This window comes from Paenibacillus sp. GL_099_B (assembly GCF_057835695.1).
This window is the reverse complement of record NZ_CM174430.1, coordinates 768,328-783,479: the sequence shown is the minus strand read 5'-3', so window position 1 is coordinate 783,479 and position 15,152 is coordinate 768,328. Positions and strand designations below refer to the sequence as shown.

The window sequence follows — 15,152 nt, the reverse complement described above, 5'->3', positions numbered from 1 at the left end:
CCTCAGCAACTTTTATATCTTATCACATCCGAACCAACTTTGCAAGCTCTTTTTTTAAGTTTCTTTCGAAGCTTATTTGTTTCGCTTGCCGCACTGTGTTTCTCGTGTTTTCTTGGCCGGACTTAGAATATACCATGTACAGATTCGGAACGCAAGCTTTATTTTCAATTTATCTGTTAGCGGTTCTCTTCTTCTTCCCTACTCCTATTATACCTTATACGATACCCATCCCTCATCAGCAACTATCTTTCCAATCTCGGAGAATAGCGTCTCTCTCACATTACACCGATATCTATGTATATATAGTAGATATAACTTTCAAACTAGTTATATCCAGCTTGCTGTTTACTCACCTCAATCCGTTCAGATACACCTATCTGCCCAATTCATAATCATTTATAAAACCAAGAAACAGAATCAGTTGTTTCCACTTCCGTTTTCATGAACCCTAGATGTTGCTATGTAATCCTTATCGTGATGTTTTTCAAGTTTGCTATTTTAGTACACACATTAGGGCCTAATGATCTCACCGTCCGAGCTATTTACATCAAAAAAACCAACGCTATGCTTTTTAGCCAACTCACGCATCATTTTATAGGCATCTTCCGCAACAGACCATGCGCATGCAGCATAAATCACTTCTTTTCCAAGCGAGTATTCTGTTAATCGATTATCTGTTCCCGCTTCTTCCATCGCTTCAAACACATCGTCGTCCACATTCATAGAAGGAGATGTCAGTACAAGTTCTTCATAGAAACGTTGCAACTACTCTGAACTCACCTTAATGTCCGAGTAGGAATGATCTTCCGACCGCTTTGACTGGATCAAAAACCATCAAATCCTAACTCATGTTTGTTCCTCCTTTATATATAGAAGAAAGTCGATTTCATTTATCCTACAAAATAAGAATATCCCCTGCGCGTAACATTTCAAATTGTCTCCTGTCCCTTATTTCAAAGTTTATGCCACTTATATAGAAGAAACAAAAAAAGCGAAAGCCACGATAACATACCGAGGCTCCCGCTTCCTTCATTTACATTATAACGAATCATCATAAGTAACGACCCAATTCATTCAGTCAAACCTTTATTCTCCACCTATAAATACATACCGACATATAACAATGATAGCCAATATCCACATAAGCCAGTGGATCTTCACTTTGCGCTCCGTAACCAGGTTACTGAATACGGCTAGAATTACATAGGATACAATCCCTGCGGAAATCCCGTTTGCAATTCCTCCAGTGAAAGGCATCAATACGATTGTAAGGAACGCCGGGAAAGCTTGTAGGAAGTCATCCCACTCAATGCTGCGAACCTGACTCATCATCAAGACACCCACGATGATCAATGCCGGAGCTGTTGCAGCGGACGGAACAACCAATGCCAGCGGAGCAATAAACAAGGCCAGGATGAACAGGATACCTGTCGTTACAGAGGTCAGACCTGTACGTCCACCAGCTTCGACGCCAGAGGCACTTTCAACAAATGCGGTAATTGTACTTGTACCCAGTGCAGCCCCTGCACTTACACCCACTGCATCGACGAGCATTGCTTTACCAATTGTTTTCTCGCCTTTTTTCTTATCCTTCATAATCCCCATTCGTGTTGCTGTACCTACCATCGTTCCGAATGTGTCAAACAGCTCTACAAAGGTGAAGATAAAGATGATCTCAAACAATCCAAGACTAATTGCACCTTTCAAATCCAGTTGTCCAACTGCCAGATCGCTGAAGTTAGGCAACCAGCTTGCACCGGACAAACCGCTGAGATTCGTAACGCCCATAGGGATACCAATCAACGTTGTAGCAATGATACCGATTAGCAGTGCACCTTTGACGCGCATAACCATCAGTACAGCTATAATGAGCAGCCCAATCAGTGCCAGTAATGCATCATGATGCGTGATGAAATTACCCAAAGACAGATTAAAACTGCTGCCAGGAATCGGTTGGCTCAGATCTGCATCAGGTGCAACATTAACTGTTACAGCGACCAGATTAGCCAGTTTGAAACCTACAATGGTAATAAAGAGACCAATACCAACTGTGATTGCCATTTTTAATGAGTCTGGAACTGCAACGAGCAGCATTTGACGAATTTTGGTCACTGTCAAAATAATAAACACGATACCAGAGATAAATACGGCTCCGAGAGCTGCCTGCCAGGAAATCGCACCGTTGGAACTCAGAACCACGGTCATGAAGTAAGCGTTCAAACCCATACCTGGTGCAAGGGCGATCGGAATGTTAACGAACAATCCCATAATGATGGTCATCAAACCAGCACCTACGGCTGTTGCAAAAAATACTGCATTGTCCGACATACCGGCTCCGGCTGATCCCAAGAACAACGTGTTTACGAAAAGAATGTACGCCATTGTCATAAAGGTAGTAAGACCCGCAACAATCTCCGTTCTAACGTTCGTTCCGTTTTCTTTTAGTTTAAAGAAACGATCCATAATTCACTAATTCCTCCTTAGAGATGTTGAAGCCTTATTGAAAAACGACAAATACCCCTGAAGATGAATGCATCACCCAGGGTTTTAGCTGATGAGGAGTGGCACTGTGCCAATTACGGAGAACAAAAAAAATTCTAATGTGCGTGATGTCATGCCCGACGCAATCATGTAGAATTCATGTGCTCAGCCTTCTCCTCTTCGTAGCCAGATCATTAGGGTGATCTCGTAGAGACTCCCAGGCCAATCCCCGGGATTATACGAAGTAGTATGCGCTATTTGTGTGTTTCCAATCACTATTTTAGGAGGGTTACCTCTAGTTTGTCAATGAGAAAAACGAATATTATTATCACTTATCATATAAATCGTTCGTATTATTTAACAAAATGAACCAGTTCAGCGGTTTACCACCCAAATTAAACTGAGGTTTCACAAATCAAAAAGCTACCGCAATCAAAGGCGGCAGGCACACTTTGATTGCGGTAGCTTCATGGGTTACCGTACCGAGAAGATGGTTATGTGATGAGGATCATGTATTTGGATATTCAAAAAGCTTAGGTATGGAGAGCAGGCTGCTACGGTTACTAGTTCATTTTTTTACATGATAGGTCCTACGCCATATATTCTAAATCTCTGTCTGAAGCACGTCCTGTGCCTGCTGTTGTTCCTGACCTGTATTATCGGTCGATCCCTCAGACAATTCCTGATTCTGGGCTTGATCGGAAGATGAATCTGCTGCCTCTAAGTTCACAAATGAAGAATCCCCCGCACCAAGAGCCAAGTCCTGCATACCCGAGCCGCATCCTGCCAGCATCACCATCAGAAACGCACTTCCAATGCCCATCTTCCATTTGCTCATATTGTCGGTTTTACGCATACATTCAATTCTCCTTTCAGTTGCCATATAGCCGTATTCTGTACTTAGTGTACAAGCCCGACATGAAAACAATATGAAACGAACTTAAAAAAGAAATTAAATATTCAGAGATTCATCGTTATACCACCATCCGCTCTCATCCCACATGCCTGCTGCCATTATCGCCTTCTTCGCCACTTTTTGCTGTTTGGCACTTTTCAAATGACTTTCCAAGAATTTATGATGAATCAGGGATTCGATATATTCGGCATTAATATGCTTAATTTGCAGAAGAGCGAGCTCTTTCAGACTTTTGGAAGTCTTTGCCCATTCAATATTCTCCACATTCACATTGTTCAGGAAAACACGCTGTAATTCAGTCAGATTTTCAAGAGACGGCAGACTCGTTAGATGCGGTTGGTCCTCAATCCCTAATAAGCGCAATCCCTTCAGTTCAGGCAATACGGATAGGTCCGATAAACCTTTCACTCTTAGGAGCTTCAACAATTGCAAGGAATCCATGCCCGCAAGGCTATCCAGATTCTCTGCTCCACCAAAACTGAGATGAAGTTCGCGCAAATTCGTTAAATCTTTTAAGTATCCCAATTCCTTTAATGGCATTCCCGAAATATAGAGGGACCGGAGTGAAGACAATGTTCCGATCGTTTCGATGTTAGTTGTATGACCATTCACACTCAGCATGTTAAGTGCGGTAAACCGGCTGAGCACAGACAAATTGGTTTTCTTTGTTTTGGTTTTGCCGATGCTGAGCTGTTGTAAAGTAGTGGGTACAAGTTCTAATACATCAAGAGATTCCGCTTCGAATACGTCAAAAGCAAACTCTTTTAGCCTTAGCAATTCACCTAAGCCCTCAATCCCATGAATGCGTCTGTTGCAATCAATCGCAAGCTTTTCTACATGGTTCATATATTTTAGAACAGACAAGTCGCCAGATTGCGAATGAAAGCCATATATACGAAAAGTAACATCGGGTCTGTTTGCAAACAGCTCCTCATTCAATGTCTGAATCAAGTTTACATCCGGGTTCAAGCTCGAGTCTTTCCTTCATCCGTCGTAGTTCCTCCTTACAGAGTGTTCTTCTTCGTAATATCTATTGGATGGTCCATTGATTATCGTAAACCAAAGTATAAATAACGTCTGGTGCAAACACAAAATTAAAAAAAGAGACCGAAGCTCCTTTGACGGAAACTCCGATCTCTTGTTATTAAATCTGTATAGATAACTTCTATTCCCACTCAATCGTTGCTGGTGGTTTGGAAGTTACGTCATACACGATACGGTTTACGTTATCCACTTCGTTAACGATCCGCACGGTGATTTTCTCCAATACGTCCCAAGGGATACGTGCCCAGTCAGCTGTCATACCATCGATGGATGTTTTAAAATTTTCATAAACAAAATTGCATTTTACGTTTCATAGCTCATCGACACGGACAGTCTTGTTTAAGTTTCCCTCCCTTATCAGATTAATTTTCTCCACGAAACATGTATACTAATATTAGGATGGGAGGAGAAATATGAGAATTAACAATAATCTGCCAGCATTAAACGCCAAAAATAGAATTAATAATAATAGTAATTCCAAAAAAACTTCTTTTGAAAGACTTTCATCCGGTCTACGCATTAATCGCGCTGCGGATGACGCTGCTGGTCTAGCTATTAGCGAAAGTATGCGTGCTCAGATTCGGGCTTTAGAGCAAGGGGCAAGAAATATCCAAGATGGAATTTCATTAATTCAAACTGCGGAAGGTGCTCTCGATAGCATAACAAACGGGCTTCAAAGGATCAGAGAACTACTTGTTCAAAGGGAAAACGATACATACACCTATAGTGATAAAGAAACAATTAATCTAGAAATTACACACAACCTCCGAAATATAGAGGATATAACAAACAACACACAATTTAATGGAATCTACCTTTTGAACGGGTCACTTACTAATGCTGCTATCCATACAGGTACTGAAACAATTCCGCTAAGTATTAATGACATGCATCTGGACCTATATTATCGGGAGAATTTTAACGATCAAAATAGGTTTTCACAATGGCATCCTGCGCAAGGTTTCTGGACAGTCCAGAACGGTTCATTGACACAGTCCACTGAAGGAGTTGGTGACAAAACGATTCTCTCGGAAGTTATTCAAGGCAACGATATGACCATCACAGTCAATGGAAAATTCATGACGACACATCCGGATGGAAATATTGGCATAATTATTAAAGGAAACGACTTTAACAACCAAGTTTTTGGTTGGTATAGCCAGTACGGTGGATTATATATTGGAGAACGCGTAAACGGATCATATCGATTAATTACCTCCATAGTGGTGGATCCTGCGCAATTGGATCAGAACTATGAACTTACTGGAACTGTTGTAGGCAATTATTATACTTTTTCTGTCACGGGTGTAGGAAAGATCGAAGGCTATTCTGCCAATACATCCATGCTTGAAGGCTACACCGGATTGTTCACCGCTTTTTCGGAAGCAAGTTTTGATGATTATGAAGTCATTCCTCATCTCACAGTATCAGATATCAAAACCGCTTTAGATAAAGTCACAGGGGAGCGTGCAAAATTAGGCGCCTATCAAAATCGACTAGAGTACGCCTATAACAACACATCCAACTATTCTGAGAACCTTACAGCATCCGAGTCACGAATCAGGGACACTGACATGGCCAAAGAAATGATAAAGATATCTACACTGAGTATTCTAACCGAGGCCTCTCAAGCCATACTTGCTCAAGCAAACAGTCAACCCCAACGAATACTGGAGTTAATTCGGAACTAGGGTTGATTATTTCATCTAACCAAAATAAAAAGCTCATTCTTGATAACAATTTATCAAGAATGAGCTTTTTATTTAAAAATTCAAGGGTTCCAACCATATCAGGGCTTCTAAGCAATGAAGTCCACTAATATTTCACAACCTATTCCCACTCAATCGTTGCTGGTGGTTTGGAAGTTACGTCATACACGATACGGTTTACGTTATCCACTTCGTTAACGATCCGCACGGAGATTTTCTCCAATACGTCCCAAGGGATACGTGCCCAGTCAGCTGTCATACCATCGATGGACGTTACAGCACGGATACCTACAGTATAGGAATACGTACGCGCATCACCCATAACCCCAACACTCTTCATGTTAGGCAGGGCCGTAAAGTATTGCCAGATTTCGCGGTCAAGACCGGCTTTGGCAATCTCCTCGCGCAGGATGTAGTCCGAATCACGAACGATTTTGAGCTTGTCCTCCGTTACTTCGCCCAGTACACGGATAGCTAGACCCGGACCTGGGAATGGCTGACGCCATACAATTGCTTCTGGCAGACCGCACTCTTCGCCGACTTTACGCACTTCGTCTTTGAACAAGGCACTCAGTGGTTCGATCAGCTTGAAGTTCATGTCCTCAGGCAATCCGCCCACATTGTGGTGGGATTTGATGGTCTGAGCTGTCGCTGTGCCACTTTCCACGATATCCGTGTACAGTGTACCTTGCGCCAGGAATGCAAAATCATCAAACTGCTTGGACTCTTCGTCAAATACGTAAATAAACTCGTTACCGATGATTTTACGTTTTTGTTCCGGATCATCCACACCTACCAGTTTGGACAGGAAACGCTCTTGTGCATCGATTTTAACAACTTTCATGTCGAATTTGCCGACGAACGTCTCCATTACGCTCTCCGCTTCGCCTTTGCGCAGCAGACCATGGTCGATAAACATACATGTCAGTTGGTCACCGATGGCTTTGTGAAGCAACGCAGCAACAACGGAAGAATCTACACCGCCGCTAAGTGCGCACAATACTTTACCGTCGCCCACTTTTTCACGAATATCCTTGATCGTATCTTCGATGAACGTCTCCATGCTCCAGTTGCCTTCACAACCACAGATTTCGTACAGGAAGTTTTTGATCATTTCATTACCGCGAACAGAGTGGCGTACTTCTGGATGGAACTGAACAGCATACAATTTGCGCTCATCGTTACTCATTGCTGCGATTGGCGCACTTTCCGTGCCTGCATCCAGTTTGAATCCAGCAGGAAGAGCAACCACATGGTCACCATGACTCATCCATACCGTATGTTCACCTTCGATACCTTGTGCGAGAGCAGCACCTGGTGCAAACTCAATATCCGCTTTACCGTACTCACGCTTCTCAGAACGCTCCACTTTACCATCAAGCTGTTGCGCCATGAGCTGCATACCGTAACAAATTCCGAAGATTGGCAATCCCAGATCATAAACGGCCGGATCTACGTGTGGTGCATTTTCTGCATAAACGCTAGATGGTCCGCCCGAGAAGACGATTCCCTTTGGTGATAATTCTGCGATTTTCTCCGCCGGTGTGTTATACGGCAAAAGCTCGCTGTATACGCCCAGATCCCGGATTCTTCTGGCGATTAACTGGTTGTATTGGCCCCCAAAGTCAAGGACAACCACTATTTCATTTTGCTTATTCATTACCGAGCCTCCCTCAATTAATGAAACTAATTATACGCAACGACAAAACATACCGTCAAGGAAAGGCGAAACTCCTTTTTTCGACATCTCAAAACATGGCATATTCAACGCCTGAGATTACAATATTTAGTCGAATATTCTCGCCTCCATTCTATATATTTCCGATCGGAAATATAAGAAAAGGGTTGACGCACTATTTTCAGCATAAAAGAGATCTTCCGCATGAAGCTCACGGTGTATGATCGCGGAAAGACGCCTCGTTCGCTTTATGGGCGAGAAAGGCGTCCTATGTTTAGTGCTGCGCTGTACTTCGTGTTACAGCGCCTGCATGCGCCGGGCCAGTTGAAGTGCCCGGCGCAGAAAGTCCAGACTGTCCGCGCGCAGCGGACGGTCCGGCCCGTACAGCAGCCGTTCCCAGTCGGCTGCAAACCGCGCGATGTCCGCGCCGTCTGTGCCTGCGGCCACGGCGGGTGACGCTGCATATTCACGCAGCGTCATTCCCGGCGACCGCGGGCCGTAGCGGCGCGCGAGCGCGGCCCAGACCGGAGAGGCGGCGCTAAGCAGCCGCTCGCGGTCCGGAAAGCTGCTGCGCGGCCACGCCAGCAGCAGCCTCAGCCGCAGCGCGGGGCGTAGCCGCCGCATGCGGATGGCCCCAGCGGCGCACAGCAGCGCCGCTGCCGCAAGGGCTGCCGCGAGCCATGGGTGCGCGGCAATGGCCCGTGCGCGGGCGAGCAGCCATGCGCCCGCGTGAGCAGCCCCGCCGTCCGTCTGCGGCGGAGTTACGGCAACGGGCTGCTGCCCGCTGAGCGCAGCCGCGTCTTGGGCTTCACCCTGCGTCATGGTGAAGCCTGGCGTAGCCTCGAACGGCATCCAGCCCGCGCCTGGAAAATACACTTCTACCCAGGAGTGTGCATCTCCCTGGGTCACGATGTATTGCCCAGAAACGTCCGCGTCCGCTTCCCCGGGTCCGAACCCCTTAACCCAACGTGCCGGGATACCCTCTGCACGCAGCAGCACAATCATAGCTGTTGAGAAATGATTGCAATATCCCTGCCGCGTAACGAATAGAAAATCGTCCACAAAATCAGTTCCGCGCGGTGGCATACGGGTATCCAGCGTATATTCGGCGTGGTCAGCAAGGTAAGTTTTTACAGCCTGCACGGCATCATAACGGGTCTCACTTCCCTGAATGATTTCCTTAGCAAGTGCCTGCACGCGTCCGGGAAGCGTAGTTGGTAGCTGCAGATACGTTCTGCGAATTGCCGCCGGATCTTTCATGTTGGACTTCTTTCCCAGAAGGCGAAGTTGTTCAGGTGTTGCCACGGGAATCATGATGTCTGCCGTATAACTTTTGACCGGTTGATCATCATAGGTAGCCGCGAGCCATAACGTTGCGGAATCTTCATTTGATAGCAGTAAACGTTTATTCTTCTGATTATCCCTGTTCTTATCCTGGAACGAAAGATTGAGTGGCATTCCACCTGTAAAGAGGGGATTGGGTCCTCTCCACTCTCGCTTCATCGTTACCGTTTGACGAATACGTTGCCAATAGGCTAGGTACTCCCAACCATCGGTACGCACCAATCCGGATGGACTTGCCGTCTCAAAGCTCTGCACAGGATCACTCCAGGTGCTTCCGTTATAATATGAACGGGTCTCGCCCCGCCAATACGTAGCTTCCGGACTTTTCGCCGTAAAAAAGATCGTGTCTCCCTGCACCAAAGGTGCGCCCATTGGTGCATCCGCTGTACTATATCCTGTGACGGCGGTTGTGGCAGGAATACTTCCGTGCTGTGTATAGCCTGCCCAGCGGGCCAGCCGTTCACCCATCTGCTCAAGGGATATACGTTCCGGTGGAGGAATGGAAGCAAGTTGACCAGGGATCGCTGAGAAAAGTACCATACCTGCAGACACCGCAAGCGTTACCGTGCACCAACGGCCATAAGGACTATGCTTAAAGATCGGTGTAGTGACCCCGCCATTAAGGCGAAGCAACTGTAACATGGCCTGAATGAGTAGAATCCACAGCACAGAACGTATCACCGAAGCATATACATCCAGCCCGGCAAAGGATTCAAGCAGCAGCAAATAGACCAATGTTGCACTGCCAAAAAGCATCACACTTCGTCGCAGCAGTACAAGGGACTGCACGGAAGCCATCAGCATGCTCCAACCGCACATCATGAGCAGACCTCTTGTCTCCACACTAATCGAGTGAAAACGCCACGTACTCATGAAACTACCCATATCGGCAGCAAGAGTGGTCGGATAGGTAACTGCCCATCCAGCAAGGTCATTACCTCCATACATGCAACATAATGCGGCTAGAGCAATGAAGAGTCTAATCAGTATTCCCGTGATCCAGCCCGTACGAAGCAACCCCGCGAGCAGTAAGGCCCCCGTTAATCCTGCCATCACGGATAAGAATCGTTCACTGCCCTGCTGACCCGTTGACGTAACCGGATAAATCCACTCCATGGACAATATAAGCAAAATGGCAGAAAGACCGATTCTGTAAAGGAGAGGCTCCGAATTTTGGCCATGACTCTTCAAATCTACTCCAGATGTCCTGGTTTCCGCTTTATATATGGAATGCACAGACTCTAACCCCAAACTTGCGGTGTGCCTCCGGTCAGCCACAGTGGAATTCGCTTGAGAGTTTCCATTATGCTCCCACATCCGTTACCTCCGCCTTTCTCATTGAAGGTAAAGAGCCGTCTGTAATCCAATGGATCTGTACTCCACTTTGACGAAGCTGTTCCACACTTTCATTGTCCATGTCACGAATAGTTTGATCTGTTGCAATGGACTGTGCTGTTGCTACAGCTACAGTGGTATCTGCCGCATCAACATGATGTCCTCGCTTCTGAGCCATATGGCTGCTGAGTGATTCCGCTCGCGATATAGGTGATGAACCTTCTCCGGCCATGAACTCCGTTAACTGGACCTCTACCCTGTATCCCAACCCGATTGCACACATTACCCACTCCACCAAAGCGTCATCCATTTTGCCAGTGAGGATCACAATTCGTGAGCCGATCGCCATTCTATCCAACATCTCTGTACGAAGCGATGGAGATACAGCTTGAGGCGCGGAAATTCGTGCCTGCGCCAGCTTGTCCAGCGCATGGTTTTCAGGCGAGTGCAGGAGTTCTTGCTGCCATTTCTCCTGATGAGCAGATCCTGACCCACCACCTTCCGTCCACAGTTGATAAGGAATGTTGTCACGTTCAGCGGTATGAATCCAACGGGCAGCTGCACGGACTACACGTTCAAAAGCGGGCGTATCTCTCTTCTCTGACTGCCGCACTTCATAACCGGATGCGCCTTCATACACCAGTATACCCAGCGAGACAGAATCAGAGGTTTCAGGCAAAAAAGTCTGAAGTCGACCCGTTTTGGCTGTGCTTTTCCAATGAACACGCCCAAGTGGGTCTCCTTGCTGATATTCCCGGAACTCAGGACTGCGATTCCCTTGACTGCTTCTTCGCTCAGACAGTGCATCTTCTCCCACTGCCGAGTATTCTCCGGGATTATTCTCACCCCATTCCGCTGCTTGGGGAACAACAATGAGCGAGGTATGATTCACAGTCTCTGCGGAGACCGTATTCCATCCGAAAACATCACCCCAGTACAATCTGCTTGATTCCCATCTGTATACACCTCTGCGCAAACCCGATAATTCATATTGATACGTAAACTGGCGACGGGTTCCCGGAAATAGTAACTTACGGTGTACACCGGCAGGTGTATTCTCACACAGAATGATCCATAACAGTGGAATCGGGCAGTCGAATTTCAGTTCCACGGCCACTCGCGTTCTTTCGCCTACCACAACCCGATTCGCATGCATTTGCCGCCGAATGTTAATATTGCGCGGACCGAGAAAATGGATAATCAGTGCGCTTGCGAGCATCAAGGCTGCCATAATGGATAGAAAAAGCGCGGCCTTGCCGCCATGCCATACATACAAAGAGGCAAAAGCTATGACCAGGACAGCACCCAACATCCGTTGACCCAGCGCAGTCATTGACGCCGTCCCCTTCCCTGTGCCGCCATCTGTACAGGTACAGGAACCGATGACAGAGCTTCCTGAATCACCTGCGCCTGTGCCCAGATTTCCGCTCTGTTCTGGGATTTCAATTGAACGCGATGGGAAAGGACAGGCAAAGCCATCTCTTTCACATCATCGGGAATGACATAACTGCGTCCTTGCAGGTAAGCAAACGATTGTGCAGCGGCCATCCAGGCCAATGTTCCGCGCGGGCTGATACCCAATCTTACCGCCGGATGACTTCTGGAGGCAACGGCCACAGCAACCAGATACTGTTTGACAACAGAGTCCACATGTACATGTTTTACTTCACGCTGCATGGCTACGACTTCTTCAGCAAGCATGACAGGGCGAAGTTCATCAAGCAGTTCTCTGCTTTGCATCCGGGTTAACAGTTCGACTTCCTGCTCCGGATCAGGGTACCCCAGTCCGATCTTCATGATAAAACGATCCAACTGCGCTTCAGGCAGACGATAAGTGCCCTCAAACTGCAACGGATTCTGCGTCGCCAGCAAAAAGAATGGGCGCGGCAAAGCATAGGTTGTGCCATCCACCGTAATGCGTCGTTCCTCCATCGCTTCCAGAAGTGCCGACTGGGTACGGGGGGAAGCGCGATTGATTTCATCGGCCAGAACAATATTGGACATGACGGGGCCTGGTCGAAACTTGAATTCTCCCGTATGCGGATGATACATCGACGTGCCCGTCACATCTGCCGGCATCACATCCGACGTGAACTGAATTCGTCCCATGGAGCAATCCAGCGCAGAAGCGACGGCGCGAACCAGCATCGTTTTGCCTGTACCCGGTACATCTTCCAGAAGTACATGACCTCCACTAAGCATTGCAGTTAACACATAACGAATCTCTTGTTTTTTGCCAATGATCACACTTTCAACTCGCTTCATAACTCTATTCAGCAATTCAACGGCATGCTCATGTTCCATTCGGATATAAGACATTTCTCCTGATCTCCTTCCATCCATCGGCATTCCTGAACCATACTAATCTATGATTCAGTGTTGCCCGGAAGTAGAGAGAATAGTCCTGCACGAACGACTTTATTCAGATCAATTTATCCAAATACATGCTGTTAGCAGCTGCCAGAGGAACGCTGGCTTTAACCGTCCATTCCTTTTCATTCACCTTTAGTGAATCCACGGTTACTCCCATATGCTCCATCAATTCACGTAGCGGAACCCAAATCGTTCCTCCCTGGCTCTGCACGACTCCCTCTGTCATCCTGTCATTCATCTGGTCTGCACGTTTCGTTGTCAGGTCTCCGCTGATACTGTCTGCATGGATGGTTCGGTCTTTCCATACGGCTGTAGCTGTCCTGGTCTCTGCATTCCAGCGAGCGCTGCCACCGAACTTTTTCATAAAGGTCCGCAAAGGCACCATGATCCGCTGATCTTCCACGCGAAACTCTCCTTGCTTCAATGTGGCTGCTGCCAAGCCGATTTCCACCTTCAGTTCCTTGCCAGCCAACCACAAGTTGCTGTTCTCTTGTACATTTTCTGCGACCCATTCCTTACCCGGAGCTTTGCGTGACTTGTATTTACCATTGGAATCGATGCGGAATTGAACAGGCTGATCCGAGGCCTTCATCGTGTCAAAACGAAAACCCTGATCGCGGTAATACTTGATAATGCCAGGTAGTGCTTTTACCGTCTCGGCATGAGCGCCTCCATCATGCATCAATACAATAACCGAATGTGCCCCGGCAGGCACCTTGGTCGCATTGTGTAAGATTTCTTTGGCCGGAACACCCTTCCGTTTGGAATCACCGCTGTCTACGTTCCAGTCCATAACGGTGTACCCGCCCAATTTCAGCAGATCAAAATAACTCTTATCAAAATGTCCGTAGGTACCTCCCGGTGCCCGGACCAGATTCGGTCGAAATCCGGTAATTCGCTCTACTACTGCCTCTGTCTGTTTGATCTGCTTCCAGAACACTTTGAAATCACTGTACAGCTGTTCATAATTATGATTAAACGTATGATTGCCCAAAGCATGTCCATCTTCCACAACCGCACGGATCATCTCAGGATAACGTTCTGCTTGCTCACCAAGCACAAAAAATGTAGCCAAAACCTGTTCCTTGCGCAAAATATCCAATACTTCACGGGTATGGTTACCCGGTCCATCGTCAAAACTCAAATAGACTACCTTGTCTTGAGGATTCTCTTCTTGGGAGGCGGGTGCATCAGACCCCGATACAGAGGAAGCGTAAGTTGTGCCTGCCGATGCAGCGAATACACACAGCAGTACCACAATGCGAAGTATAAGCACAGACCATTTTCCAGATAAAATTGTATGTATTGGTGTTACCATGTTCGAATCAACCTCCAACGTCTCTAGTGAATTTGCTGATAGACTTCAGCAGATTTGTTAGAATTATATGGAGGGCGCGCTGAAAAAAGACGCGATTTTGTTTTATAATTTTTCACAATTTGGGATGGCTCGTGATTGATTCTTGGCTTCGGATTAGGTAGCATAATGGACAGGTAGGATCGTGAACAAAACTCCTTGGAGAGTACGTATCTCCTCCCACCCTGTCTGCAGGAGAGTGAAGTCTATTGGAATTGCTTGAGAAGGTCCAGCATCTGTTTGGATCCTACGGATACAGCGTTTTGTTTTTTGGCTTATTGCTGGAATTCATCGCCCTTCCCTTCCCGGGAGAAACGACTATGGCTTATGCAGGTTTTCTGTCCTACAAGGGTCATCTGGACTTCGGAATACTCGCCATCCTCGCTTTTCTGGGAACGACGATTGGCATGACGATCACTTATTTTATTGGGGCCAAAGCAGGTCTGCCGTTCATTACACGATATGGAAAATGGTTTCTGATGAAACAGGACAAGCTGGATAAAACGCAAAAGTGGTTTGCTAAGTACGGCAATGCCCTGATCTTCATCGGTTATTTCATTCCGGGAGTGAGACATTTCACCGGATATTTCGCGGGTATAGCCGCTGTTCCCTTTCGCAAATTCGCTCTCTACGCCTATTCAGGCGCACTGTTCTGGGTCATGCTGTTCCTGGGCATCGGCAAAATATTTGGACCTCAATGGAACACGGCGTTTCAGCTTGTTCATCAATATGCACCTTACATCGTGGCGGGGATTGGACTGCTGCTGATTGCAGCCGTACTGTACCGTTATCGAAAAGCGTGGGCAGCCCGATCGTTGCGCAAGCCTGCCGCTATTCGGCAAAGACAAAAATAAACGATAGCATTCACATATCTATCGATGATATCAATGGTTGAATTCAGACACATTTAGCGCAGAG

11 protein-coding genes, 1 pseudogene and 1 riboswitch are annotated in these 15,152 nt (G+C 46.8%); of the genes and pseudogenes, 2 read left to right on the top strand and 10 right to left on the bottom strand.

Going from position 1 to position 15,152, the window contains the following annotated elements:
* Positions 1-510 precede the first annotated feature (510 nt).
* From AC3ITG_RS03710 to AC3ITG_RS03690, 5 genes and pseudogenes are all read right to left on the bottom strand, one after another.
* A complete protein-coding gene (locus tag AC3ITG_RS03710; protein ID WP_489252832.1) occupies positions 511-765 on the bottom strand; it encodes a hypothetical protein in 255 nt (84 codons plus the stop codon).
* Positions 766-1,086: 321 nt separating this feature from the next.
* Positions 1,087-2,463, bottom strand: a complete 1,377-nt coding sequence (locus AC3ITG_RS03705; RefSeq protein WP_024630796.1) for an NCS2 family permease — start codon at positions 2,461-2,463, stop codon at positions 1,087-1,089.
* 181 nt (positions 2,464-2,644) lie between these two features.
* Positions 2,645-2,744: riboswitch (purine riboswitch) on the bottom strand.
* A gap of 341 nt (positions 2,745-3,085) precedes the next feature.
* The gene (locus AC3ITG_RS03700) at positions 3,086-3,337 is read right to left on the bottom strand and encodes a hypothetical protein (RefSeq protein WP_064642317.1); all 252 of its coding nucleotides are present in this window, start codon (positions 3,335-3,337) and stop codon (positions 3,086-3,088) included.
* Positions 3,338-3,433: 96 nt separating this feature from the next.
* On the bottom strand, positions 3,434-4,366 hold the full coding sequence (locus AC3ITG_RS03695; RefSeq protein ID WP_489252831.1) for a leucine-rich repeat domain-containing protein: 933 nt from the start codon (positions 4,364-4,366) through the stop codon (positions 3,434-3,436).
* Between the two features lie 196 nt (positions 4,367-4,562).
* A pseudogene (locus AC3ITG_RS03690) lies at positions 4,563-4,715 on the bottom strand (GMP synthase (glutamine-hydrolyzing)); the annotation flags it as partial.
* 139 nt (positions 4,716-4,854) lie between these two features.
* Here AC3ITG_RS03690 and AC3ITG_RS03685 point away from each other — a divergent pair.
* A complete protein-coding gene (locus AC3ITG_RS03685; protein ID WP_489252830.1) occupies positions 4,855-6,132 on the top strand; it encodes a flagellin N-terminal helical domain-containing protein in 1,278 nt (425 codons plus the stop codon).
* Positions 6,133-6,271: 139 nt separating this feature from the next.
* Here AC3ITG_RS03685 and guaA read toward each other — a convergent pair whose 3' ends face one another.
* From guaA to AC3ITG_RS03660, 5 genes are all read right to left on the bottom strand, one after another.
* Complete coding sequence (guaA, locus tag AC3ITG_RS03680; protein WP_489252829.1) at positions 6,272-7,810, bottom strand: glutamine-hydrolyzing GMP synthase; 1,539 nt, start codon at positions 7,808-7,810, stop codon at positions 6,272-6,274.
* Positions 7,811-8,125: 315 nt separating this feature from the next.
* The gene (locus tag AC3ITG_RS03675) at positions 8,126-10,489 is read right to left on the bottom strand and encodes a DUF4129 domain-containing transglutaminase family protein (RefSeq protein ID WP_489252828.1); all 2,364 of its coding nucleotides are present in this window, start codon (positions 10,487-10,489) and stop codon (positions 8,126-8,128) included.
* Positions 10,476-11,840: a DUF58 domain-containing protein gene (locus AC3ITG_RS03670; RefSeq protein WP_489252827.1), complete on the bottom strand. Its 1,365-nt coding sequence runs from the start codon at positions 11,838-11,840 to the stop codon at positions 10,476-10,478. The genes AC3ITG_RS03675 and AC3ITG_RS03670 overlap by 14 nt, the downstream gene beginning before the upstream one ends.
* Positions 11,837-12,826, bottom strand: a complete 990-nt coding sequence (locus tag AC3ITG_RS03665; protein WP_489252826.1) for an AAA family ATPase — start codon at positions 12,824-12,826, stop codon at positions 11,837-11,839. Before AC3ITG_RS03665 ends, AC3ITG_RS03670 begins: the two co-directional genes overlap by 4 nt.
* A 103-nt stretch (positions 12,827-12,929) precedes the next feature.
* A complete protein-coding gene (locus tag AC3ITG_RS03660) occupies positions 12,930-14,198 on the bottom strand; it encodes a polysaccharide deacetylase family protein (RefSeq protein WP_489252825.1) in 1,269 nt (422 codons plus the stop codon).
* Positions 14,199-14,443: 245 nt separating this feature from the next.
* Between AC3ITG_RS03660 and AC3ITG_RS03655 the strand changes: the two genes are divergently transcribed.
* On the top strand, positions 14,444-15,088 hold the full coding sequence (locus AC3ITG_RS03655; protein WP_489252824.1) for a DedA family protein: 645 nt from the start codon (positions 14,444-14,446) through the stop codon (positions 15,086-15,088).
* Positions 15,089-15,152: the final 64 nt, after the last annotated feature.